The sequence below is a fragment of the Haemophilus sp. THUN1690 genome, assembly GCF_059704375.1.
In genome coordinates this window covers 462746-488339 of sequence record NZ_AP046582.1, presented here as the reverse complement: position 1 = coordinate 488339, position 25594 = coordinate 462746, and the positions used below count along the sequence as shown (strand labels likewise).

Annotated in this window: 19 protein-coding genes; 3 read left to right on the top strand and 16 right to left on the bottom strand. The window is 37.6% G+C overall.

Annotated elements, in window-relative coordinates; all coding sequences use genetic code 11:
* Window positions 1–57: 57 nt before the first annotated feature.
* From odhB to proQ, 9 genes are all read right to left on the bottom strand, one after another.
* Window positions 58–1287 carry a 2-oxoglutarate dehydrogenase complex dihydrolipoyllysine-residue succinyltransferase gene (gene odhB, locus AC6H22_RS02330; RefSeq protein WP_497515266.1) on the bottom strand — a complete coding sequence of 410 codons (1230 nt, stop codon included), beginning with the start codon at window positions 1285–1287 and terminating at the stop codon, window positions 58–60.
* Between the two features lie 126 nt (window positions 1288–1413).
* Window positions 1414–4221, bottom strand: a complete 2808-nt coding sequence (gene sucA, locus AC6H22_RS02325) for a 2-oxoglutarate dehydrogenase E1 component (protein ID WP_497515265.1) — start codon at window positions 4219–4221, stop codon at window positions 1414–1416.
* A gap of 343 nt (window positions 4222–4564) precedes the next feature.
* Entirely contained in the window at window positions 4565–5188 is a 624-nt protein-coding gene (locus AC6H22_RS02320; RefSeq protein WP_005628453.1) for a ComEA family DNA-binding protein, read from the bottom strand.
* 91 nt (window positions 5189–5279) lie between these two features.
* Window positions 5280–5912: an MBL fold metallo-hydrolase gene (locus AC6H22_RS02315; RefSeq protein ID WP_497515264.1), complete on the bottom strand. Its 633-nt coding sequence runs from the start codon at window positions 5910–5912 to the stop codon at window positions 5280–5282.
* Between the two features lie 9 nt (window positions 5913–5921).
* Window positions 5922–6677 (bottom strand): TatD family hydrolase, encoded by a 756-nt coding sequence (locus AC6H22_RS02310; protein WP_497515263.1) that lies wholly within the window; start codon window positions 6675–6677, stop codon window positions 5922–5924.
* A 52-nt stretch (window positions 6678–6729) separates the two neighbouring features.
* A complete protein-coding gene (mepK, locus tag AC6H22_RS02305) occupies window positions 6730–7290 on the bottom strand; it encodes a peptidoglycan L,D-endopeptidase MepK (protein WP_140585953.1) in 561 nt (186 codons plus the stop codon).
* Between the two features lie 30 nt (window positions 7291–7320).
* Window positions 7321–8781, bottom strand: coding sequence for a L,D-transpeptidase family protein (locus tag AC6H22_RS02300; protein WP_497515262.1), 1461 nt, complete (start codon window positions 8779–8781; stop codon window positions 7321–7323).
* Window positions 8782–8856: 75 nt separating this feature from the next.
* Window positions 8857–10932: a carboxy terminal-processing peptidase gene (prc, locus tag AC6H22_RS02295; RefSeq protein WP_497515260.1), complete on the bottom strand. Its 2076-nt coding sequence runs from the start codon at window positions 10930–10932 to the stop codon at window positions 8857–8859.
* 26 nt (window positions 10933–10958) lie between these two features.
* On the bottom strand, window positions 10959–11597 hold the full coding sequence (gene proQ / locus AC6H22_RS02290) for an RNA chaperone ProQ (RefSeq protein ID WP_497515259.1): 639 nt from the start codon (window positions 11595–11597) through the stop codon (window positions 10959–10961).
* A 179-nt stretch (window positions 11598–11776) separates the two neighbouring features.
* Here proQ and AC6H22_RS02285 point away from each other — a divergent pair, with 179 nt between their 5' ends.
* Window positions 11777–13027: a PqiA/YebS family transporter subunit gene (locus AC6H22_RS02285; RefSeq protein WP_005637125.1), complete on the top strand. Its 1251-nt coding sequence runs from the start codon at window positions 11777–11779 to the stop codon at window positions 13025–13027.
* Window positions 13011–15653 carry a PqiB family protein gene (locus AC6H22_RS02280; RefSeq protein WP_497515258.1) on the top strand — a complete coding sequence of 881 codons (2643 nt, stop codon included), beginning with the start codon at window positions 13011–13013 and terminating at the stop codon, window positions 15651–15653. The genes AC6H22_RS02285 and AC6H22_RS02280 overlap by 17 nt, the downstream gene beginning before the upstream one ends.
* 43 nt (window positions 15654–15696) lie before the next feature.
* On the opposite strand, the gene AC6H22_RS02275 is transcribed toward AC6H22_RS02280, so the two are convergent.
* The 3 genes from AC6H22_RS02275 to lptF all read right to left on the bottom strand — a co-directional run bounded on the left by AC6H22_RS02275 (window position 15697) and on the right by lptF (window position 18802).
* On the bottom strand, window positions 15697–16539 hold the full coding sequence (locus AC6H22_RS02275) for a patatin-like phospholipase family protein (RefSeq protein WP_497515525.1): 843 nt from the start codon (window positions 16537–16539) through the stop codon (window positions 15697–15699).
* An 86-nt stretch (window positions 16540–16625) separates the two neighbouring features.
* A complete protein-coding gene (lptG, locus tag AC6H22_RS02270) occupies window positions 16626–17702 on the bottom strand; it encodes an LPS export ABC transporter permease LptG (RefSeq protein ID WP_046942840.1) in 1077 nt (358 codons plus the stop codon).
* Window positions 17703–17707: 5 nt separating this feature from the next.
* Window positions 17708–18802: an LPS export ABC transporter permease LptF gene (gene lptF / locus AC6H22_RS02265; RefSeq protein WP_118816796.1), complete on the bottom strand. Its 1095-nt coding sequence runs from the start codon at window positions 18800–18802 to the stop codon at window positions 17708–17710.
* Between the two features lie 107 nt (window positions 18803–18909).
* On the opposite strand from lptF, the gene AC6H22_RS02260 reads away from it, so the two are divergent.
* Window positions 18910–20385, top strand: coding sequence for a leucyl aminopeptidase (locus tag AC6H22_RS02260; protein ID WP_005628430.1), 1476 nt, complete (start codon window positions 18910–18912; stop codon window positions 20383–20385).
* A 35-nt stretch (window positions 20386–20420) separates the two neighbouring features.
* Here the strand turns inward: AC6H22_RS02260 and AC6H22_RS02255 are convergent, their stop codons facing one another.
* From AC6H22_RS02255 to modA, 4 genes are all read right to left on the bottom strand, one after another.
* Window positions 20421–22448 (bottom strand): BCCT family transporter, encoded by a 2028-nt coding sequence (locus tag AC6H22_RS02255; RefSeq protein ID WP_005628427.1) that lies wholly within the window; start codon window positions 22446–22448, stop codon window positions 20421–20423.
* 362 nt (window positions 22449–22810) lie between these two features.
* Complete coding sequence (modC, locus tag AC6H22_RS02250; RefSeq protein WP_497515257.1) at window positions 22811–23866, bottom strand: molybdenum ABC transporter ATP-binding protein ModC; 1056 nt, start codon at window positions 23864–23866, stop codon at window positions 22811–22813.
* Window positions 23853–24581, bottom strand: coding sequence for a molybdate ABC transporter permease subunit (gene modB / locus AC6H22_RS02245; RefSeq protein WP_164994203.1), 729 nt, complete (start codon window positions 24579–24581; stop codon window positions 23853–23855). Before modB ends, modC begins: the two co-directional genes overlap by 14 nt.
* Window positions 24582–24715: 134 nt before the next feature.
* Complete coding sequence (gene modA / locus AC6H22_RS02240; RefSeq protein ID WP_065264636.1) at window positions 24716–25480, bottom strand: molybdate ABC transporter substrate-binding protein; 765 nt, start codon at window positions 25478–25480, stop codon at window positions 24716–24718.
* Window positions 25481–25594: the final 114 nt, after the last annotated feature.

Sequence of the window (25594 nt, the reverse complement as noted above, 5' to 3'; positions counted from 1 at the left end):
GCGGTTAATTTTTTGTTCATTTTAAAAGGCTTTCTAACAGAGAAAGCCTTTTATTTCTTAGATTTCTAATAACAATCTTGTTGGATCTTCCAATAATTCTTTAATCGTTACCAAGAAACCAACAGATTCACGACCGTCAATTAAGCGATGATCATAAGATAAGGCAAGATACATCATCGGACGAATCACCACTTGACCATTAAGCGCAATCGGGCGTTCTTTAATAGCGTGCATTCCTAAAATCGCACTTTGTGGTGGATTGATAATTGGAGTGGACATAAGAGAGCCAAACACGCCACCATTTGTAATGGTAAAATTGCCGCCAGTGAGATCTTCTACTGTCAATTTACCATCACGACCTTTTTCGGCTAATGCTTTAATTTGTTTTTCGATCTCTGCCATGCTGAGCTTATCGCAGTCGCGAAGCACTGGTGTGACTAATCCACGAGGAGTCGAAACCGCAATACTGATATCAAAATAGTTATGGTAAACAACATCATCACCATCAATAGAAGCATTAACTTCAGGATAACGTTTTAATGCTTCCACAACTGCTTTAATATAAAAAGACATAAAGCCTAAACGGACACCATGCTGTTTTTCAAATTTTTCGCCATAGGTTTTACGCAAAGTCATTATCGGTTGCATATCCACTTCATTGAAAGTAGTAAGCATTGCTGTACTATTTTTGGCTTCCAGTAAACGTTCAGCAATACGTTTACGCAAACGGGTCATTGGAACACGTTTTTCAGAACGTGCGCTATAAGCCACCGTACTAATCGTATTTTGTTCAGTGGCAGCTTCTTGTTTTGCTTGCAGTGCTTGTCGTTTTGCGATTTCACGTTCAATATCTTCACGTGTTAAACGTCCACCCACACCGGAACCTTGAATTTGCTCTGCTTGTAAATCATGTTCTGCTAATAAACGACGAATCGCAGGGCCTTGATCCGCATTATGATTATGACTATTTTCAATCGCTGCATGTTGACGATCAGATGGTGTAGGTTCATTCGTTGCTTTTAAAGTCGCGGAACTGACATCCCCTTCTTGAGCCGTAGAAATTTTGCCTAGCAGCTGTTTACTCACCACAGTTTCGCCCTCAGCTTGAACAACTTCTGCCAGTACGCCATCAGAAAGTGCGGGTACTTCTAGCACAACTTTATCCGTTTCAATTTCTACAATAACTTCATCACGTTTAACAGTATCACCTACTTTTTTATGCCAAGTAGCAACGGTTGCATCCGCAACTGATTCAGGTAGGTCTGGAACAAGAATTTCAATGGTCATTTTATTTTTCCTTATCTCTTAACTTAAAGTGCAACTTATTGCACTGAATTACTCTTTTACTTTTTATCCATGATGCAATAAGTGCATCTATACATTTATAAAAATATCTTAATTTTCAACCGCACTTTATAGGGTTAACGCATCTTCCACTAATTGTTTTTGTTGTTTAGTGTGAAGCGACATATAACCCACAGCAGGCGAAGCTGAAGCCGGACGCCCTGCATATTTGAGTTTAACGGATTCTGGAATTGCTGATTCAAAATTATGTTTGCTGCAATACCAAGCCCCTTGATTAAGAGGTTCTTCTTGGCACCATATATAATCCGTGACATGTGCATAAGGCTCAAGCGCTTTCTTCACATCCTCATGTGGGAATGGATAAAGCTGCTCAATACGAATAATCGCCACATCTTTTTGATTATTGGCGCGACGTTGTTCAAGTAAATCGTAATAAACTTTACCTGAACACATGACCACACGTTTTACATCTTTAGGATCAAGCTCGTCAATTTCTCCAATTACCGTTTGGAAAGCTCCATTAATCAACTCATCTAAACTGGATACAGCCAATGGATGGCGTAACAAAGATTTTGGAGAAATGGCAATCAATGGACGGCGCATTTTACGTAAAGATTGACGGCGCAACATATGGTACACCTGCGCTGGCGTTGATGGCACACAGACTTGCATATTTTGTTCAGCACAAAGTTGCAAATAACGTTCAAGACGAGCAGAAGAATGTTCAGGTCCTTGTCCCTCATAGCCATGAGGCAATAGCATAACTAAACCACACATTCTGCCCCATTTTTGTTCGCCGGAGCTAATAAATTGGTCGATAACAATTTGTGCACCATTAGCAAAATCACCAAATTGCGCTTCCCAAATGGTTAACGTTTTTGGATCTGTTGTTGCATAACCATATTCAAAAGCAAGTACAGACTCTTCTGAAAGTACTGAATCCCATACTTCAAAACGGCCTTGATTGGCGTGTAAATGTGTTAATGGTACATACCCCGTACCATCATTTTGATTATGCACCACGGCATGGCGATGGAAAAAGGTTCCACGCCCCGCATCTTCACCGGATAAACGAACATTAACACCTTCATCAAGCAAGGTTGCATAAGCCATGGTTTCAGCCATCCCCCAGTCGAGCAATTTTTCGCCTTGATACATTGCTTTACGATCATTATAGATTTTTTCTACACGAGGATGCGCACGTAAACTTTCTGGATATTCACATACACGTTTAGCAAGCGTTAAAAAACGTTCCTGTGAAAATTTGCTTTCATACGGCGCAGTCCAATCATAGTTGAGATATTGCAACCAATCCATTTTTGCCGTATCCATTTCTCGCCATTCTGATACGACTCGATCACCATTATCTAGCGCATCGCGATAATCATTCGCCATCTCGGTAACTTGCTCTTCAGTCATCACGCCTTCTGAAACTAAGCGATCTGCATAAACTTTGCGAGGTGTAGGATGTTTTTTGATGATGCTATACATCATTGGCTGAGTAGCTAATGGCTCATCAGCTTCGTTATGACCATGACGACGATAAGAAATTAAATCAATAAAAATATCTCGTTTGAATAAATTACGATATTCCACCGCCATACGCGCAGCAAAAGCCACCGCTTCAGGATCATCACCATTAACGTGAATAATCGGTGCTTGAATCATTTTCGCGATATCGGTGCAATACTCTGTAGAACGCGTGTCATTCGGATTAGATGTCGTAAAACCAATTTGGTTATTAATCACGATACGAATGGTACCACCCACACTGTAACCACGAGCATTTGACATATTCAATGTTTCTTGAACAACGCCCTGCCCTGCTACAGCGGAATCTCCATGTACGGTAATCGCTAAAACTTGACTACGCGTTGTATCATTAATGCGAGTCTGTCTTGAACGCACAGAACCCACCACTACTGGGCTTACAATTTCCAAATGAGATGGATTGAATGCCAACGTTAAGTGAACTCGCTTATCATCCACTGCGAAATCAGAAGAAAAACCTTGATGATATTTCACATCTCCCGTACGTTCACTCGAATGTTTACCTGCAAATTCATCAAATAAATCCTCTGGCTTTTTACCTAATACATTCACGAGCATATTCAAACGCCCACGGTGTGCCATTCCCATTACCACATCATTTACACCTTGGCGACTAGCATGACGGATAATTTCTTTCATCAATGGAATAAACGCATCACTTCCTTCTAAAGAAAAGCGTTTCGCCCCTGGGAATTTTGCACCTAGATAGCGCTCTAAACCGTCTGCAGCTGTCAGTTCACGAAGAAAATTAACACGTTCTTCAGATGTAAAAAGCGGTTTCTCTAACACACTTTCCATTTTGCTCTGAAGCCAAGTTTTCTGTGCCATATCTTGCACATGCATAAACTCTAAGCCAATTGAGCCACAATAGGTCTCTTTCAACATTTGAGCTAACTCACCAAGCTTAATGGTATCGCGTTTGTAAACGTAATGATTAATATTGAAGGTTTCGTTGAGATCTTGTTCGGTAAAACCGTGATGACGATAATCTAATTCAGGGACGGAAGATACTTTCCAACGATAATAATTGAGGGGATCGAGATTAGCCTCTAAATGGCCACGAAAACGATAGGCATTGATAAATTGTAGAACTTTCACCAATTTTGCACCAGCAGCAGGATCTATCACTGTCACCGCTTCATTATGATTTTCTCGCGCTAAGCGACGAAAATAATCTCGTACTGGTGTATGGGGTTGTTCAAGTGCGGTCATTTTTGGTAAAGAATCAAAAGTGGCTCGCCAGCTTTCCTCCACCGACTGCGGATCACTCAAATAGCTTTCATAAAGTTCTTCTATATAAGATTGATTTGCACCACCTAATGCTGTGCTAGCTAACCAATCATCAAATGCCTTGTTTTGCTGCATAATTACCTCTTTATTATGATTATTTGGAACAATCTTTTTCGCTCCATTTTTTATACATTATACATAGGATTGAAAAGGAAATAAGCCTCTTATCAGAAATTGTTACAGATTTGTGATCTGGCTCAAATGTTTAATTAATGACTTGGTTTAGTTAAATGAATATAACAAAATTTTCTTATTCAATATTCTTAAAAAACCAATAATTCGAATAACTCTATAACAAAAAAAATACTTGGGGATAAAGAAGAATATACTTATGATAGATAGAAAAAAGGCGGGTAATTCCCGCCTCATAATGTAAAAGGTTGTTGCTAGCTAACTAGCCAAAACTTTAACTAAATACTTAGAAAGTTAAGAATGGTGCTATTTTTTCAATAGTGGTTGAACCTAAACCATCAATTTTTGATAACTCTGCGATGTCTTTAATTTTGCCAACTTTATTACGATAGTCGATGATTGCTTGCGCTTTTTTCTCACCGATACCAGAAAGTTGTTGTAATGTGTTAGCATCCGCTTTATTAATATTAATCTTAGCAGAATCTACAACAGATTTAACGTTATCTTTTGCACTATTCATTTTTTCTGCTGCTTTTTCTTTCGTTTCTTTCACTTTGTCCGCAGCTTTGTGTTTTAAAGCTTTGTGACTATATTCTGATGAAGAATCTTTTAATGCTTTTGCTTTATCTTTTACTGAATCAACCTTTTCTTTCGTTGCAGCCATTTTTTCTTTCACAGAAGAAACGCCTTCAGTCGCTTTTTCTTTTGTTGAAGAAACTTTTTCTAAAACATTTCCTTTCGCAGCTGACGCAGAATCTTTTACTGATTTCACGTTTTCTGAAACAGTTGTTTTAACATTATCTTTCGCCACATCTTTTAATGTAGCCAATGGATTTTCATTTGCTAATGCAGAACCTGAAATAGCAAGGGTAAGTGCGGTAACACTTAAAAGAGATTTTAAAGATTTCATATAAACTCCTATTATAAAATTTGCCTGAGGCATACTTAAGACTCCCCCTATGGCAATAGGTTCAAAATACCATAAAAAATTCACCGCACTTTTAACGATTTAAAAATGGGTTTGTCTGTTTTTCTCGGCCAATGGTTGTATAAGGTCCATGCCCAGCAATAATAATCAGATCATCATTCAACGGTAATAGTTTTGTTCGAATAGAAGAAATCAATGTTTCATAATCCCCGCGAGGGAAATCGGTACGACCAATTCCACCTTGAAATAATACATCGCCTGTAAATGCCACTTTTTTCTCATGTTCAATAAAACCAATATGCCCTGGCGTATGCCCTGGTAAATGTAAAATCTCGAAATTAAAGCCATCTAATTTTAAAATTTCACCTTCTTGATTAAACCAACGATCAGGTAAAAAGGCTTCAATATTTGGAAAACCAAAACGTTGCGCTTGTTCTGGCAAACTCTCAAATAAAAATTTATCTTCTTCATGAGAGCCCCAAATTTCGACGCCAAAATGTTGTTTCAACTGCATGGCTGCACCAACATGATCTAAATGACCATGGGTAAGCAAAATCACTTTAAGATTTAAATCTAGTTCTTCAATACGCTGAATTAGGCGTTCGGCTTCGCCGCCCGGATCAATGATTGCTGCATTTTTGTCGTCATCCCAAATCAAAGAACAGTTTTGTTGAAATGCGGTGACTGGGATAATTTCAATATTCATGTTTGCTCCTTATAATCGATAAAATTGTTGAGTATTCAAAAGCATTTGCTCTTGAACATAATGTAATGGCAAAGATTTTAATTCAGCTACTTTCTTCGCTACTGCAAATAATTGCTCAGAAATTACCGCACTTTCAAATCCTTCATGTGGCCAAGGACTATCCGTTTCAATCATCAAACGGTTTAACGATAAATGTTGAGCAACATACTGTGTTTTAGGATTCCATAAAATATCAGGCGTTAGGCTCGCAAAATATGGTGTAGATAAAAATTTCTGAAAAGATTTTTCATCTGTCTTAAACCAATGAAAATGGGCACGTTGAATATTATGTTTCTGCAATAATTCAAGGGCAATATCCACATCATTATGCACAATATGTAAATTTAACGGCAAATCCCATTTTTTCGCTATCAGAATAAATCGTTCCAGTAATTCAATGTAAGGTGTGTAATCCAAATTTAAATTTTCACGTTTAGAATAATATGGCAACCCCACCTCGCCAATCGCAGAAATCGATGAATGATGTTCATCAATCCATTGAAATAATTCTTCTCGCTCTTCTAAATTCAGCAAGGGCTGTTCAGGATGAAAACCAACTGCAATATAAAGTTTCTCGGGATAAGCCTGTTTTAAATTCAATAGTTTTTTAGCACTTTTTAGATTCGTACTTACTGTAAGCATACCTGTAATCTTTGAATCACCAAGTGTTTTCTGAATATTCTCATCAGAGAGTTGATCCAAATGAAGATGACTGTCAAATAGCATAGTATTTTCCAATGAAAAACCGCACAAAAGTGCGGTCAATTTTAAATTTATTTTATACCCCTTTCCAGGTTCTAACAGGGCCAGTATCCACATGAATAAAATTACTTGTTGGATAATATCCTACTCCACCATTACTCAGATTTTCTGCAGCAGCTTTTACTTTAGACAAAGGCACGCCTGCAATGCGAAAATCAATGGCCTTTCCTTTAATATGATAACTATTACTTGCTACTCCGCTACTTTGACGATGGCGCATTGCATTAGTTGCAGCAGAACGATACCCACAAATTACTTCAATTTCAGCATTGCGTAACCCTAAATTTCTTTGAATGTTATAAAACTTGTGGAATAAATTTGGATCCATTCTATGAACTTGGTTTGTTCGTTTATCGCGCATAAAATGATCCAATTTCTTTAATATTGCGCTCGAGAAACCTTTGTGTACAGAAAATTCACCACTTAATCGCTCTCCCGTATTAATGTTACGGAACGTCAAGATACGAGGCTTAGGTGTTGAAACCATTGCTAAGACAGAATTTGGTAAAACTGATGCACCTAAAACAATTCCACCGAGCGACAGCCATTTACGTTTCTGTTTATCAACCTTATGCATCATCTCTCCTTTCTATTTTTTGATGGATTATTAAAGATATTTTTTAACGACATTCCAGTTAATTCCACTAAAATTCATCAATCCATCATATTTATAAATATCTGGCAATACCTGAATATTTCCATTCTCAACCCAAGATGTCACATAGTATATAAACACTGGGTTTTCCGAACGAATTGGGGCAGAAACCGTTTTTTTACTCTCTAAAACATTCTTTTTACGTTCATCAGACCACCCTGCTTCTTTCAATAAAATACTAGCAAGTTGATCTGATTTTTCCACACGAACACAACCAGAACTTAATGCGCGATCTTTACGGCTAAACAACCCATGATTTGGCGTGTCATGTAAATAAATGGCATCTGTGCTTGGCATATTAAATTTATAATTACCCAATGCACTATCGCCCGCAGCTTGTCGAACTCGATAAGGGAATTTATTACCAATAGATGCCCAATCAATAGAAGCTGGATCAACAACATTTCCCTGACTATCTAAAATTGAATAATTATGTTCTGCAATATAATTTGGATCCGCTTTCATTTTTGGCAATAAATCTTCATTAATTAAGCGAGTCGGGGCATTCCAAGGTGGATTAACAACAACATTACTCAATTTGCTATACATCACTGGCGTACGTCGTTCATCCTTACCAACAATAACACGAGACTCCAAAATTAAATTACCATCACGATAATACTGCAATTTATAACTTGGAATATTTACAAAGATGCCATTATGAAAATCAGGAATTACTCGCAAACGCTGTGCATTAATTGCAAGTTTCTGCCCAACCTCTGATAAGCCTGATGCAGATACCATTGATGACAGTGCTTTAACAGTTTGATGATATAAGTGATTATCACCCGATAAACTTTGTACAAAACTTAAAAGTTGGCCATTTTCTACCGCACTTAACCAACGTTGAATATGCTCATCTGCAGGTTGTTGAACTTGATAAGCGCTAGATGAATAAAGCCAGCGTTGAGCTTGCGCGCCCACATTTTGAGTATAATACAAATAATCTAGCAATATATCGCTCAATAAAACATCATAAGCTAACCCGTCTTGTTGTTCGATCAATTCAAAGGACTCTAAGGATTTTGCTGAACATTTAGAAATACCACTAGCCACCATTGCTGCGTAATCCTGTAATAATTGGCGAGCCGCAGCATTATCTTTCCATAATGGTGTATATTTACGTTCTGCATATAAACGAGCTAACAAAGGCTTAAACTGTAAAGCATGCTCGCCTATTTCATGGGTGAGAGACATCTCTAAAATCGATTGCTTTTCCTGTGATAAGCGCGCTTGATCTAATTTAATTTCTTCTTCGAGCTTTTGTTTTTCTTCCGGAGATAAATGCGAAACATCAATTCCATGAATTTGCGCAGATTTCCCATTGTTTGCAAAATCTGCTAAAGCGCATCCTGATGTCATCATTGACAATGACAACACAAATACTGAGAGCTTTGCAGTGCTTTTAAACATAGCCATTCCTTAAACATTTCCTAAAAACAACCGCACTTTATCTAAGTTCTAAAACAAAGTGCGGTTAAAATAATTTTATTTTTTCTCTTCTACTTTTTCTGTTGGTTTCTGAGCTTCTTTACCAATATCTTGCGCACTTGAATTCAACATGACAAAATCCGCAGCCATTTTTTCTGCTTCTTTTAAGAAGAAATCTGGCGCTTCATAATCTTTCGGTAAATCATCAATATCATTTAATGCTTTTTTACCTTCGCGTTTAAAACGATCATTAATATCTTTTAAGCGTCTTGCATCATCCTTATCATTTTCAGCTTTACGCGTTTGATAATTCAACGATAAGAATTTGCGATCACGGCGCTCATTACGAATTTTTAAATCTTCATTCAATGCAACAAATTCAGGATCTTTAGCAATACGCTCAAGATGTTTTTTATTTAATACATCAACGTCTTTGCGCGCATTACCAACTTCTTTATAAGTTGCGGATGGAATTTTATCCCACGGCAATGCATTATCTTCTTTATCTTCACCGTACTCTTTCGCATCGATAATTTCAGGGAAATTAATATCTGCCGCCACACCTTTTAACTGAGTTGACCCACCATTAATTCGATAGAATTTTTGGATGGTATATTGCAATAAACCTAACGGCGTCTGATCCAAATCATACACAAAATTTAAAGGACGACTTTGCTGAACGGTACCTTTACCGTAAGTATTTTGTCCAATAACAATACCACGATTGTAATCCTGCATTGCCGCTGCAAAAATTTCTGATGCCGAAGCACTGTAACGGTTAATCATGATAAACAAAGGACCTTTATATTGTTGCTCAGCATCATCGTCTTCATGTACACGAATTCGTTGATAAGCATCACGTACTTGCACAACAGGACCATTCGTAATAAACAAACCACTTAATGAAACCGCTTCTGTTAATGCGCCACCACCGTTCTCACGCAAATCAATAATTAACGCATCAGCTTTTTGTTTTTCTGCTTTAACCAATAATTTTTTAACATCATCAGTTAAACCAATATAGAAACTTGGCACTTTGATTATCGCAATATTTTTGCCATCGGCTTTATCCATGGTTAATTTTGCGGCTTGATCTTCAATACGGACTTTATCGCGCACTAAAGTAATGATACGGGATTTTCCCCCTTTAGACGGTTCAATTTCCAACCGCACTTTTGTGCCTTTTTTACCTTTGATTTTCTCAACAATATCTTCTAAACGCCAGCCAACGATATCTTCAATCTCGCCTGTAGCTTGTCCCACACCAATAATTTTATCTCCGGGATGTAATTTTTTACTTTTCTCCGCTGGTGCACCAGGAACAAGTGACTTAATACTTGTTTCATCATCTTCTGATTGTAACGTTGCCCCAATCCCCTCAAGAGAAAGATTCATGCTTTCGTTAAAACTTTTCGCTGTTCTTGGTGCAAGATAGCTGGTATGTGGATCAATTTCGCGAGCAAATGCATTCAAATAAGTTTGAAGAATATCATCAGCCTTAGTTTGAGTTAAACGGCGAATTGCCAAATTATAACGTTTGGTAAGTTTTGACTTAATTTCTGACCATTTTTTATCTTTTAATTTAAGATTGATAATGTCATTTTTTACTCGCTCTTCCCAAAGTTTGTTAGCTTCCTCTTCGGTTTTCGGAAATGCTGCTTTTTCACGATCAATTTCAATTTGATCCTGGCCATTCAAATTAGGCTCTTTATCTAATAAAGACAACGCATAAGCATAACGTTCATAACGACGCTTCATCATTACATCATAAATATCAAAAGCAGCAGAAAGATCACCTTGATTTAACTGGTCATCCAACTTAGCGCCATATTTTTGACGAAGTTCATCTACATCAGATTGCAAAAAGGTGTTATGGCTAAAATCAATATTTTTGATATAACGATCAAAAATCTTCTCAGAAAAAGCATCATCCAATGAGATCTTTCGATAATGCGATTGGGTTAATCGAGTCGTTGCACGCTTAGTCGCCAACTGATTCTCTTCGCTTGCTGTTGGAATAGTGATATCGCTCAGTTTTAATTTAGGCTGCACAGCCAAAGCAGGCACAGAGCCGATTAACAATACCGATAACAATGCGCTAGTAATCACATTTTTTGAAATATTAGATCTCATAACCTTTCCCGAGTAGAATTAAATCATTATGCAAATAAACGATCTGCAGCTACGCTCATAACCAAACCGTTTTCAAGTTCAACACGTGCTGAGTCTTTTAGCACTTCCACTACTGTTGCTTTTTTCGCATGATCACCAGCTTTTACTTTCACCACAGAACCAACAGAAATTTGTGAAAAATCAACCGCACTTAATGACGGTTTATTGAAATGTTTAGCATTTTTATTTACAGGTTTACGTGGGCGTTGTTTTTGTTGAGCTTTTTTCGCTGCAGCCTCTGCTTTACGTTTTTCGGCAACACGCGCTTTAGCATCTGCAAGCTGTTGAGCTGCATGGGCTACATGTTCAGCTTCTAACACGCCGGCTGGATTACCTTGTAAATCTACGCGCACTGCGCCTTCGCGACAGCCATGTAAATAACGCCAATTTGATGTGTATTGACGAAGAGCCTGACGCAACTGAGTTTTGCTTACACGCTCATCATCTTGTAATGCTTCCGCTAAATCTTGGAACAGACCAATTTTTAATGGTTTTGCTTCGCCTTCTAAAATAAAGCAAAGTGGGAATTTTTCAGCCAAATACGCAATAATATCTTTTGTATTGGTTAGTTTTTGTGAATTTACTTGCGCATCAGTGGTCTGAACGCCAGATTGAGAATCAGTCATGTTAGTTATCCTAGGGTAAATATAAACCGACTTAGTTTATCGCACTTTTTACAAAATTTACAATGAATCAAAACATTGTGAATAAATTTTGCACAAAAATAGTCAAGAACACTTCCCATATATACTTAAACAAGGCTAAAATGACCCGTTTTTAACAACCGAATAAAAGATAATCTTTCGTGCAAGAATCAAACCTCACACAAAAATCATTTCAAATTATAAAATGCGAAGAATGTGATGTTAGCGTAGAAACACCTTTAATATTAAATAAAGATGAACAAGCTGAATGTCCACGTTGTCATCACCATTTAGCGACAGGTGGGCGTTGGTCTGTTCATCGTTGTGCTATGGTTGCTTTATCGATCCTTATTTTGATGCCATTTGCCTTGGGTTATCCCCTATTAAGTCTTCATTTGTTAGGTGTAAAAATTGATGCATCTATTTGGGAAGGTATTTGGAAAATGTCAGTGGCAGGCTATGAATACACTGCCTTTATGGTGTTTATCTGTGCCGTTGTGATGCCAATTACCTTTGCAATTTTAGTCATCATGCTCTGGATTGCAAAAATTTTGCATATTAAACCACGTAGTGTTTTGCTTTTTTTAGGTTATATAAAACCTTGGGTTATGTTTGATGTTTATTTAGTTGCGCTAGGCGTGACGATGTTCAAGGTGCGTGAATATGCAACACTGGAAATTAATGTTTATTTAATTCCCTTTATTTTCACCGCACTTTTGACAACCTTACTTTTTATCAAATTAAACCTTAAAGCATTATGGAAAGAGTTTTATCCCGAAAATGAACCCGCTTATGATGCAAACAACATTGAATTATGTAATGCTTGTAACTATACATTTTCAAAAAACGGTATTCATTACGATAAAAAGAACAACCCACGATGTCCGCGCTGTTTATCGCCTGTTCATATTTCAGATAATATTAAGTTACAACGCACTTGGGCAAGTTTAATTGCAGGGATTATTATGCTTTTCCCAGCAAATTTATTACCCATATCAGGCATTTATTTAACAGGAGCACTCTCTGAAGATACATTAATATCTGGTGTAATTTCTTTTGTTAACATGGGCAGTTATTTTGTTGCTTTCGTGGTATTCTTTGCGAGTATTTTTGTCCCAATCAGTAAAGCGGCAATCTTACTTTACTTACTAAGTTGTGTTCATTTTAAATGGCAACATTCTATAAAATGGCAAATACGTTTATTGCATATTGTGCATTTCGTTGGGCGCTGGTCGATGCTAGATTTATTTGTATTAGCCTTAATGATGTCACTAGTAACTAGGGGTGAAATTATTAATTTTACCGTTGGTCCTGGCGCATTTTACTTCGGCGCTGCCGTATTTTGCAGCATGATTTCAACCTCACAATTTGATAGTCGATTAATTTGGAAAATTTATGACAGAGAAAAATAGTTCTTCAATGAAAGATCAACATACAGAAATTACAGCGGCAGTACGAAAAACTCGTCGTATTTCTCCATTTTGGTTACTTCCCTTTATTGCATTATGTATTGGGGCAATTTTATTCTTCCAAATTGTTAAGGAACGTGGCACAAGCATCACGATTACCTTTACCAATGGCTCTGGTATCGTTGCGGATAAAACACAAGTTCGCTACCAAGGTTTGCAAATTGGTGTGGTGAAAAAAGTAAATTTCACAGATAACATGCAAAAAGTGGAAGTTGTTGCCAATATCAATCCTGAAGCGTCAAGTATTTTACGTGAAAATACAAAATTCTGGCTTGTTCAACCAAATGTTTCACTTGCAGGAATTTCAGGTTTAGATTCTCTCGTATCAGGCAATTACATCACTCTTCAACCGGGTGATGGCGATCACGAAGACGAATTTATTGCGGAAGAACAAGGCCCCATTGCCCAAGTTTCGCCTGGAGATTTATTGATTCACTTAATTTCTGATGACTTAGGCTCAATTTCCATCGGTGCATCCGTCTATTTTAAAAAACTACCTGTAGGAAAAATTTACGATTACCGCATTAATAAAGACAATAAAGTGCAAATAGATGTGGTGATTGATAAAGCCTATGCACAGTTTGTGAAAAAAGATTCACGTTTTTGGAACATCAGTGGCATTAACGCTAACATTAGCCCATCAGGCTTAAATCTAAATGTAGAAAGTTTAAATGCGGTTGTACAAGGTGCTGTTTCTTTTGACTCTCCAGCTGATAGCCCAAAAGCAGATGAAAATAGTCATTTCACGCTCTATACCAATTTAAAAGCCGCAAAACGTGGCATTGAAGTCAACGTAAATATACCTGCATCTGCTGGTCTCGTTGCAGGACAGACCGAGGTTTATTCTCAAGATAATCCTATCGGGATTCTTTCTAAAATAAGTGCGGTTGAAAATAACGATGAAATTTTAGAAGGCAGTTTATTGATAGATCCAAACCAAGCCTCTTTATTTAAAGCGAATAGCAAAATTGTACTTCGCAATAAAAAAACGGATCTTGGTAATTTAGCAGATCCAAAAAAATTCTTTCGTGGCGAATATTTTGATGTCATTGCCGGAGATGGTGAAACTAAGCACCAATTTGATGTCATTAAAGAAAATGAGTTATTACTCAATGCACCTAATACATTAGTTTTAACACTCACCGCACCAGAAAATTATGGGGTAAGTGAAGGGCAAAATGTGTTTTATAACAACATGCCAATTGGACAAATTGTTTCACAAAAAGTCGACGTAAATGGTGTGCAATTTAAGGCAGCAATTGCATCCGAATATCGCAATTTAATTCACGAAAATACACAATTTGTCGCAGCAACCAACTTTGATATCAGCGTTGGATTAGACGGATTGCGTTTTGAATCCGCGACACCAGAAAAATGGTTACAAGGTGGCATACGAGTACTAACGAAACAAGGTCAGGGAAAAGCTAAAGATAGCTATCCGCTTTATCAAAATATTAGCAATGCTGAACATGGCATCATAGGAAATATTCTTACTCCAACGATAACCTTACAAACCCAAACGTTACCAAGCATTGATAAAGGCTCTCTCGTACTATATCGTCAATTTGAAGTGGGAAAAATTTTAAATATTAAACCTAAAGCTAATAGCTTTGATGTAGAAGTTTATATTTACCCTGCCTATCAACATTTGTTAACAGATAAAAGTCGTTTTTGGGTAGAAAGTGCGGCTAAAATTGATATCACACCTAAAGGTATTAGCATTCAAGCAACGCCACTTGCACGTTCCTTAAAGGGTGCGATTAGCTTTGATAATAGTGGTTCGGGCAATAATCGAACACTTTACGCAAATGAAAGTTATGCAAAATCTATCGGACTTGCAATCACCTTAACGGCAGATGATGCAACCAATCTGAGTAAAGGGATGAGTCTGCGCTATTTGGGTTTAGATGTGGGGCAAATTGACAGTATTCAGCTTGATGCGAAATCTAAACACATCACTGCAAAAGCGTTAATAAACCCTAATTATATGAATATGATTGCAAAAGAAGGTTCTAACTTTACGATTATCTCACCACAAATTTCAGCCGGTGGAATAGATAACCTTGATAGCTTATTACAACCTTATATCGATATTGAAATTGGGAATGGTAAACCAAAAACACAATTCAATTTAGCTCAAACAGCACCACAACGTAATAAATTTAGTAATGGTACGCCATTTATTTTAGAAACACGTGATGCCATGAATTTAAGTGAAGGTTCACCAATTCTTTATCGAGGCGTAGAAGTGGGTACAGTGAAAAAATTTGAGCTTAACAGTCTTGGAGATCGCGTCTTAGTGCATATTGCAATCATGCCGAAATATAGTCATCTTGTTCGACAAAATACAGAATTTTGGATTGCATCAGGCTATGACTTTACCTTAGGCTGGAAAGGTGCGGCATTTAATACAGGAAGTGTTCAACAGTTGCTAAAAGGTGGCATTTCTTTCTCCACACCAGCAGAAAAAGAAATTCAACCACAGGCGCAACCAAACAAACGTTTCTTACTTCAAATAAAACGCCCTGAAGAAGTGCAAACTTGGGGAAGCGGAGCATTACCACAATAAATAAAAAATGGATTAAACGGTAAAAGGTTTAATCCATTTTTTATTATCGATTTAAATAGTCCAATAAGTTTTTCCACTGTAATTGCATATCTTTTATACCCAACTCATACATTGCCTGCAATTTATTGGGATCTTTTTCAATACGCTTAATCTTCAAATCAACTGAAGGTCGAATAACAAAAATATCGCCTTTTTCTGCTAGCTTAATCACATTTTCAACTTGTCGATTATACATGGCATAACGCTGATTTACGGCACCGGCAAAATGTGGATAACGTCGATAAAACCATTTGGCAATCCAAGTCATTGGCTTAGATTTTCTATACTCTAAAGTGCGGGTAAGAATAACAATAATTTTATCGTATCCTAACTTCTGCATTTGTTCGACAGGAATAGAATCCGCAATAGCGCCATCCAAATAAGGAATACTGTCTATCTCAACTGGCCGAGAAACATAAGGCATAGCGGAAGTAGCACGCAACACCTCCATTTGCGCCAAAGGATCTATTAATTTGACATATTCCGCTTGGGCAGTTTGTAAATTAGTCACAGCCACATAAAAATCGATATCTGATTCTTTAAACGTTTTATTATCAAACACATCATATTTGAAAGGTACTTCATAAAAAGCAAAATCTTTATTCACGATATTTCCAGTGCTCACCAAACTTTTAAAACTGATATAACGCTTATCTGATATAAATTTCTTGTTATAACGAATTGCCCGACCTTTTTGCCGAGAAGGATAATTAACACCAAACAATGCACCTGCAGAAACAGAAATGATACCATCCACCCAAAAATCTTTATCTAAGAAGGCATCTAGTACACCTGCGGTGTACATGCCTCGCATCGCCCCACCTTCTAATACTAAGCCAATTTTCATTGATTTTTTAACTTCTTCCATTTGAAAACAACACATAAAAATATTGCGTGCCATTACTGAACACGCAATTATTTGAACAATCTGAATTAATCCCGTTTCCGACTCAGCAACCACCAAATCATCACAATAAATAGCAAACTTGGCATTAGCGCACCGAAAACAGCTGGCATGTTATAAACAACGCTCATTTGCCCGAAGATTTCATTTACTACATAGAACAAAAAGCCAAAACAGATGCCCGTTACAATTCTTGCCCCCGCGGTCACACTGCGTAGCGATCCAAAAATAAACGATAACGCTAATAACATCATTACACCAACAGACACAGGTTGGAAAATTTTCCGCCAGAATGTGAGTTCAAAGCGACTCACATCCTGACCCGTTTCACGTAAAAATGAAATGTAATTATACAAACCTGAAATAGACAGTGATGTAGGACGTAAAGAAACTGCGCCTAATTTATCTGGCGTTAAATTTGTTTCCCATTTTTCCGATAAGCGATTACTTGTCGTGATTTCATCCTTGCTAATCATAGAATGATTCACTTGACGTAAAGTCCATTTACTTTCATCTTCCGAATAACTTGCTTGGTTAGCATGTTTCAACTCCGTCAAATTACGATGCTGATCAAAAGTATAAATATAAATATCGTTTAATTTTGCGTCATCCGTCACACGTCGAACAAACACAAAATTATTACCATCTTTTGCCCAAACCCCATTTTTCATGGAAAGCATTGAACCACCAGAAAGTGCTCGAGCACGCATATCACGTGCGAACTGTTCTGTTTGCGGAATCCCCCACTCACCAATCACCATGGTTAACAACACTAATGGTAATGCGGTTTTCATCACTGCCATACCAATTTTAAAACGAGAAAATCCAGCAGCTTGCATAACAACGAGTTCGCTTCGACTTGCAAGATTACCTAAAGCCATTAGGGCACCAAGTAATGCCGCCATAGGAAAGAAAGTTTCAATATCTTTTGGAATGGTTAACCCAGTAAAAGCCACCGCTTGCCAAATATCATAAGTACCTTTACCCACACTACGAAATTGTTCCACAAATTTGATAATGGCAGAAAGCCCAACCAATGTAAGCAAAGTAGCAAAAATTGAGCCAAGAATACTTTTTCCAATATAACGATCGAGGGTATTCATCATTTTGCTTATCCTTTTCTACTGAATAAATGGCGGAATTTATACATCGCAGCGCTATCCCAACCGTTTAACACGATACCAAGCAACAAAAAGCCAATATTAACAAGAGGCATAAAAATAGCCGCATCTAATTTTCCTGCAGCCCCTGCAGATTTAAAGGAACTTTGTAATAAAAAATAAATTAAATAGAGTAAAAGTGCGGGTAAAATTTTGGCAAATCGACCTTGTCGAGGATTTACACGACTTAATGGCACAGCAATTAACGCCATTAATGGAACTGCCAGAATTAATGTAATACGCCAATGCAATTCAGACTTCGCAGAAGATGAATCTAAACCGATAAGTTGAGGCAATGTTAATTCTGCGACTTCATCATTCGTATTTTCTGTTTCCTGATGCCCCAAATAGGCTTGATATTCATCAAAATGCGTAATGCGGAAATCTGGCAAAACAGACGTGCCTTCAACTCGTTGAGTATTTTGTAAATTCAGAATTTGATCGCCATTTGGCAGCGCTTTTAATTCGCCTTTTTCAGCAGTCACAACTGATGGTTTCGTTTGTCCTTTTGGTGCCGTTTGGAACAAATACACGTCATTAATTTGATTTCCCTTAATACTATCAATAAATAAAACAAAATTGTTGTTATTCGTTGCTATAAACTGACCAGAAGCAAGCGCCCCCATTGTTGGATTCGCTTTGGCATCTTCCACAATTGCCGCTTGTTTTTGAATTGACCAAGGCGAAAGCCACAAGACGTTATAAGCAGCAAGTCCCGCAGTAATCAATGAAAGCATTAACGCCACACGCACTAAAACACGCTGTCCGACACCACAAGCACGCATCACCGTTATTTCACTTTCCGCATAAAGACGACCAAAAGTGAGTAAAATCGCAATAAACAAACATAATGGCAACATTAATTGCGCCATAGCAGGCATGCCTAGCCCAAGCAAGGAAAATACCAAATCAGCTGGCACTTTACCATTAGCCGCAGATCCCAGTACGCGCACTAACTGCTGAGAGAAAAATATCAGCAATAAAATGAACAAAATAGCGACTTGGCTCTTAAATACTTCTTTCGTTAAATATCGAATTAAAATCATCTTATTTCGTTTGTTTTTCTAAATCTAAAACGGGGGAAAACTGGATAAAATCGGTCGCGTATGATACCTTATTTTCGCTGAATTAAACAGAAATTTAAGGATATCAAATGAAATATCAAGCAAAAAACACCGCACTTTCTCAAGCAGCTGATTCCATTGTTTTAGGCGTATATGAGAACAATGAATTTTCAAAAAGTTTCCATGAAATCGATCAATTAACCCAAGGCTATTTAAACGATTTAGTGAAATCAGGTGAGCTAACTGGCAAATTAGCCCAAACCGTTTTACTTCGTGATCTTCAAGGTTTATCTGCTAAACGCGTATTAATCGTTGGCTGTGGGAAAAAAGGAGAACTCACGGAGCGTCAATATAAACAAATCATCCAAGCTGTATTAAAAACACTAAAAGAAACCAACACGCGTGAAGTTGTTTCTTATTTAACTGAAATTGAATTAAAAGATCGCGATCTTTATTGGAATATCCGCTTTGCCATTGAAACGATTGAACACACCAATTATCAATTTGATCATTTCAAATCTCAAAAAGCAGAAGCCTCCGTTTTAGAATCCTTCATCTTTAATACGGATTGTGATCAAGCACAACAAGCCATTGCTCATGCCAATGCGATTAGCTCAGGTATAAAAGCAGCACGCGACATCGCAAATATGCCACCCAATATCTGCAACCCCGCTTATCTTGCTGAACAAGCAAAAAATTTAGCAGAAAATTCTACCGCACTTTCTTTGAAAGTTGTGGATGAAGAAGAAATGTCAAAACTTGGAATGAATGCTTATCTTGCCGTCTCAAAAGGCTCTGAAAACCGTGCTTATATGTCTATTTTGACATTCAACAATGCGCCAGATAAAAACGCCAAACCCATTGTACTTGTAGGCAAAGGATTAACCTTTGATGCAGGCGGTATTTCACTTAAACCTGCTGCTGACATGGATGAAATGAAATATGACATGTGTGGTGCTGCCTCTGTCTTCGGCACAATGAAAGCCATTGCAGAGTTGAACTTGCCATTAAACGTTATTGGTGTTTTAGCTGGTTGTGAAAATCTGCCTGATGGCAATGCTTATCGCCCAGGTGATATTCTCACTACCATGAACGGTTTAACCGTAGAAGTGCTCAACACCGATGCGGAAGGTCGCTTAGTCCTTTGTGATGCACTTACTTATGTTGAACGTTTTGAACCTGAGCTTGTTATTGATGTTGCAACCTTGACTGGTGCTTGTGTGGTTGCCCTTGGCCAACACAATAGCGGCTTAGTTTCTACAGATAACGAGCTTGCCAATGCACTACTTCAAGCCGCAACAGAAACCACTGATAAAGCGTGGCGTTTACCATTAAGCGAAGAATATCAAGAGCAACTGAAATCACCTTTCGCCGATCTTGCCAACATTGGCGGTCGCTGGGGTGGCGCAATTACTGCTGGCGCATTTTTGTCTAACTTCACGAAAAAATATCGCTGGGCACATTTAGACATTGCTGGTACAGCTTGGTTACAAGGCGCAAATAAAGGCGCAACTGGCCGCCCTGTTTCTTTATTAACACAATTTTTGATTAATCAGGTTAAATAACCACAAAACTGGCACACGTTGCACCTTTAAATCGATTACTCTGCTAGTTCGGTTTGCTCGTGTGCCATCAGTTCCTGACCCACATCATCAAGCAAACTTAGATAACGTTCATATTGTTTCAACATATCGGCAATCAATTCATCTTGATCCATATATTGAACATCGTAACCGACTCGTCCATCAAAGAAATAAGTGTAAGGCTCGTAAGTAACACTATGCTGAATGTGCGGTAGATTTTCATCGTTAATTAATTGCTCTGACACTTCTCGCCCAACAGATTTAATACCATACATAAAATCTCGCATTGATTCTTTATGAATTACCAATTCCAAAGCTGGCTCTTCTTGTTCAAATAATGTGTTGATTTCTACACTTAAATTATATTTTCCTGTTAATTCTTGACGTAATTCTCGCATAGCGGGTAACGCCGTATTTTTAAGGAAACGTAAAATATCTTTCTCTTGAGTTTGGTTCATCATTTGCTCTAAATGTGATTTCCATTTATCGCCGCTCCAGAAAATACTAGTTGGATTGACTTTAGTAGAAAAATATTTTTTATCCGCAATTAAGCCTTTCCATAAACTAAAACACATTACCAACATCAATAAAGCAAAAGGCAAGGCAACAATTAATGTCATTGTTTGCAAATTAGCAAGTCCACCAGATTGCATAAGAACAATCGCGACAACTGACATCAAAGTTCCCCACATTATCGCTTGCCATGCAGGCGAGGCTAAACTTTTATCTCGAGATGCAATGTTATTTAACACATAAATACCTGAATCCGCCGAAGTGATAAAAAACAATGAAATCACTAATAAGCTCACAAAGCCTGTTATTGTTGGTAAAGGCAGATAATTTAAAAATTTAAATAATAAAATTTCTGGGGAAGAAATAAATTCGCTAAGCCCGCCCGCAGCAATGCCATCATTTAGCCATACTGCTGTATTACCAAAAACAGTAAACCATAAAATACCAAATAAACTTGGAATAACTAACACCCCAAAGATAAATTCACGAATAGTTCGCCCTTTAGAAATACGCGCAATAAATAAACCCACAAACGGAGCCCAAGAGCACCACCATGCCCAATAAAGAATCGTCCATCCACTAAACCAACTTGTGTGTTCTTGCTCATAAGCATAAGTTTTAAAGCTGAGTTGCACTAAATTACTAAAATAATTACCAATGTTGTCGCTAAATGCAGATAAAAGATATAACGTAGGCCCTGCAATTAAAACAAAAAGAAGTAAACAAAATGCTAAAGTTAAGTTAATTTCACTTAATATTTTCACGCCTTTTCCAACACCAGAAATAGCAGAAAAAACAGCTAAACTCATCACTACAATTATTATTCCAACTTGTAAAGTAAAGTTATTTTTGCTTACCCATCCCATTTGCTCCAAACCAGCGCCAAGCTGTGATGACCCAAAACCTAGCGTAGTAATGATCCCAAATAATGTTGCAAGTAACGCCATAATATCAATCATATCGCCGATTTTTCCATTAATACGATCTTTTAATAACGGATAAAAGCAAGAACGTAACGATAAAGGTAATTTATAACGAAACCCAAAATAAGCTAATGCTAAAGCAATGGTGCCATATACTGCCCAAGCGTGAATACCCCAGTGGAACAGGGTGTGAAGTAAAGCTTCTTGTTGTTTATGTTCGGCTGGACCCGTTGTAATATCAGAAAGATAATGGGTTAATGGTTCTGCTACGCCAAAAAACATCAGCCCAACCCCCATTCCAGCGGCAAATAACATCGCAAGCCAAGATAAGAAACTAAATTCAGGTTCTTCTTCATCCTGCCCTAGTTTTATATTGCCAAGACTACTTACTGATAAAATTAATAAAAATCCTAAAAACACTGAAAAAGTGAGAACATAAAACCAACTAAAATTGGCAAAAATGCTAGTTTTAGCTTGATTCAATAATGCTTGAGTTTGTGCTGGGACAATTAAAATCATCACCATAAGTAACAACACAAAAAATAATGTAACGCCAATTACCAAAGGATTAAATGACGTTCGCTTTGTCATAAATTGAAATAAAGACAAACTTTTCCCCTTAACGATTAAGTGAATAGATTAAAAAATAGATTTAATAAACATTGCCTAGAGGCAAAAATGTGTAATGGAACCACTACAAATGACAGCACATAGAAGTGCGATTTTGAAGGAAACGTTCAGTAGGAATTGAAGGTTTGTTTCCTAAAAGCCAATATATAATAGCAAAATGCAGTTATTATTTCAAATTAGTGAAGATTTGTTTAAAAGTGCGGTGAAAAATCAAATATTTTTCTTTATATAATTTTCTAAAATAAATCTTGATAAAGAGAAGGTGGGATGAACTTTATTAAAATAGAATATTTATTTAATAAAAACCGCACTTGGAGAAAAACAAAGTGCGGTCATTTTTACTACATCACCGACACCGCTTTAATTTGAACATAGACATCTTGCCCAATAGAAAAACGCAGTTCATTTTGCGCCCATTTACTGATACTTGCCCAAATCTTATGTCCATCCACCAGCACCGCAATATCCACTCGAGAATCTTGTATCTCAATTTGTGCAACTTGGCCAGGTAAAATATTACGAATGCTTGTTTGTTCTGGCTTTTTCAGTGTGATAGAAACATCTGAACTATAAATACAAACTCGCACTCGCTCGCCTACATTTGCAGGCACTTGATGAATCCAGAGCGCTTGTTCGTCTAACGAAAGTGCGGTCATTTTATAAGGTGGATTATGCAAATGAACGGGCAAGGCAAGTACACTACTCTGTTCGCTTTCCCCTTTCCAAGGGGCAAAAATAGGACTATTCCAAATTTTTTCTACGCTGTCATAGGCTTTCACAATGCCGTTTTCCATCAGTACAACGCGATCAGCTAAACGCAACAGTTCGTCCAAGCTATGTGTAACATATAAAATCGGGATATTAATTTCTTTAGAAAGACGTTCCAAATATTGCATTAGCTCGCGTTTACGGGGAACATCAAGGGCAGAAAGTGGTTCATCCATCAGTAAAATATCAGGATCAGTCAGCAGTGCCCGCCCGATTGCCACACGTTGTTTCTCTCCGCCAGAAAGCGTAAGCGGATAACGCTTTAATAAGTGAGTAATCCCGAGAAGATCGACAATATAATTAAAATCATCTTGCGAGACATTTTTCATACCATAGCGCAAATTGCCTTTCACAGTATAGTGAGGAAATAAGCGCGCATCTTGGAACACATAGCCAATTTTACGCAAATGAGTCGGCAATGATTCTTGGGTTTCCCTATCTACTAAAGTGCGGTCATTTAAACGGATGAATCCTTCGTCTGGTTGTATCAAGCCACTGACGAGATTAATCAGCGATGTTTTGCCTGAACCAGACAAACCGAAAATGGCGGTTACACCTTGATCTGGCACTTGTATATTCGCTTGCAAGGCAAGTTGCCCGAGCTGTTTTTTCACATTAATCTGCAACATTTCCTTGTCCTAATTTTTTCTGCATTCGCTTGCTCAACCACTCTGACAATAGCAAAGAAATCAATGAAAGAATGATAGCAAATAAACATAACCGAGCAGTTTGTTCTTCTGCTCCCGGTGTTTGAATAAAAGAATACATCGCAAGGGGAATCGTTTGAGTTTCGCCTGCAATGTTCGACACAAAGGTTATAGTCGCGCCAAATTCCCCCAATGATCGTGCAAAACCAAGCACCAGCCCAGCTAAAACCCCAGGTAAAGAAAGTGGCAAGGTTATTGTAAAAAATACACGCCAAGCGGAAGCGCCAAGTGTTTGCGCTGCTTGCTCCAATTTAATATCAATATTTTCTAAAGAAAGTCGAATCGCACGAACAACCAATGGAAAGGCAACCACTGCAGAGGAAAGCACCGCCCCCTTCCAACTAAAACCAAAAGATAAGCCAAACCACTGATATAAATACTTGCCAATCAAACCATTGCGTCCCATTGCCACAAGTAGTAGATAACCGATAACCACAGGTGGCAACACTAAAGGCAAATGAATCACGCCAGTAATCAGAGATTTTCCATAGAAGTTTTTGCGCGCTAAAAGCCACGCCACAAAAATGGCTAAAGGCAAACTCCAAAGCATAGAACTGACGGCGACACTCAGGCTTAAATTAATCGCTGATATTTCCATTGGAGTCAGATTGAAAAATGAAAAAAATTGGGTAAGCAAAATGAATCCTTATCTGAGTAGCCTCTCTTTAAATTCCTTGTTTATGAGAATATCCCACATTAATGAGAGGTAAGATGCTCTATAATAACAAAAGGGCAGAAATATCCGCCCTTCATGACTATTAAGATTCTATCTTATTTTGCAGAGAAACCATACCCTACAAGCACTTTCTTCGCAGCATCTGATTCTAAATATTTTAAGAAGTCACGAGCATCCGTATTATCATGATCTTTCAAAATAGAAACGGGGTAAACAACTGGTTTATGGCTATCCGCAGGGAACACTGCAACCGTTTTAACTTGTTGGCTAATTTTTGCATCAGTGCTGTATACAATACCGTAAGGTGCTTCTGCACGTTCCACTAAAGCTAATGCACCACGCACATCTTTTGCACGCGCTAAACGATCTTGCACTTTATCCCATAAATTTAATTTAGTTAATGCTTCTTCTGCGTATTGACCCGCTGGTACGTGCGCAGGATCGCCAACAGATAAATAACTATCTTTTAATGTATTAATCCATTCGCCTTTTGCAATATCCACAGAATTTACCGCACTTTTTGCTGGTGCGATTAAGACTAAATCATTGCCCACTAACACTTTTTCAGTTTCTTTCACGGTTAAATCTTTTTCAGAAAGATATTTCATCCATTTATTGCTTGCAGAGACAAAAATATCTGCTGGCGCGCCTTCTTCAACTTGTTTTGCTAAAGTTGAAGAAGAAGCGAAAGAAAACACTACTTCATTTTTCGGGTTTTGTTTTGCGTAATCTTTTGCGACTTGTTGTAAAGCATCTGTCATTGAAGCCGCTGCAAATACAGTCACTTTAGCAGATGCTGCAAAAGAAAAGCCTAATCCAGCGATTAAAAGTGCGGTTGAAATTTTAGTTAATTTTTTCATGAATCATCTCCTGTGATATAACGTTATTTACTTTATTATATATCAATAAAAGTATATAAAGGAAGTGTGAAACATAAAAAATCCCTACTCATTTTTAGTAAAAAAACCTATTAA

Coding starts and splice junctions, on each gene's coding strand:
- odhB (WP_497515266.1), bottom strand. CDS start 1,287: ATGACCATTGAAATTCTTGTTCCAGACCTACCTGAATCAGTTGCGGAT.
- sucA (WP_497515265.1), bottom strand. CDS start 4,221: ATGCAGCAAAACAAGGCATTTGATGATTGGTTAGCTAGCACAGCATTA.
- AC6H22_RS02320 (WP_005628453.1), bottom strand. CDS start 5,188: ATGAAATCTTTAAAATCTCTTTTAAGTGTTACCGCACTTACCCTTGCT.
- AC6H22_RS02315 (WP_497515264.1), bottom strand. CDS start 5,912: ATGAATATTGAAATTATCCCAGTCACCGCATTTCAACAAAACTGTTCT.
- AC6H22_RS02310 (WP_497515263.1), bottom strand. CDS start 6,677: ATGCTATTTGACAGTCATCTTCATTTGGATCAACTCTCTGATGAGAAT.
- mepK (WP_140585953.1), bottom strand. CDS start 7,290: ATGCATAAGGTTGATAAACAGAAACGTAAATGGCTGTCGCTCGGTGGA.
- AC6H22_RS02300 (WP_497515262.1), bottom strand. CDS start 8,781: ATGTTTAAAAGCACTGCAAAGCTCTCAGTATTTGTGTTGTCATTGTCA.
- prc (WP_497515260.1), bottom strand. CDS start 10,932: ATGAGATCTAATATTTCAAAAAATGTGATTACTAGCGCATTGTTATCG.
- proQ (WP_497515259.1), bottom strand. CDS start 11,597: ATGACTGATTCTCAATCTGGCGTTCAGACCACTGATGCGCAAGTAAAT.
- AC6H22_RS02280 (WP_497515258.1), top strand. CDS start 13,011: ATGACAGAGAAAAATAGTTCTTCAATGAAAGATCAACATACAGAAATT.
- AC6H22_RS02275 (WP_497515525.1), bottom strand. CDS start 16,539: ATGAAAATTGGCTTAGTATTAGAAGGTGGGGCGATGCGAGGCATGTAC.
- lptG (WP_046942840.1), bottom strand. CDS start 17,702: ATGATGAATACCCTCGATCGTTATATTGGAAAAAGTATTCTTGGCTCA.
- lptF (WP_118816796.1), bottom strand. CDS start 18,802: ATGATTTTAATTCGATATTTAACGAAAGAAGTATTTAAGAGCCAAGTC.
- AC6H22_RS02260 (WP_005628430.1), top strand. CDS start 18,910: ATGAAATATCAAGCAAAAAACACCGCACTTTCTCAAGCAGCTGATTCC.
- modC (WP_497515257.1), bottom strand. CDS start 23,866: ATGTTGCAGATTAATGTGAAAAAACAGCTCGGGCAACTTGCCTTGCAA.
- modA (WP_065264636.1), bottom strand. CDS start 25,480: ATGAAAAAATTAACTAAAATTTCAACCGCACTTTTAATCGCTGGATTA.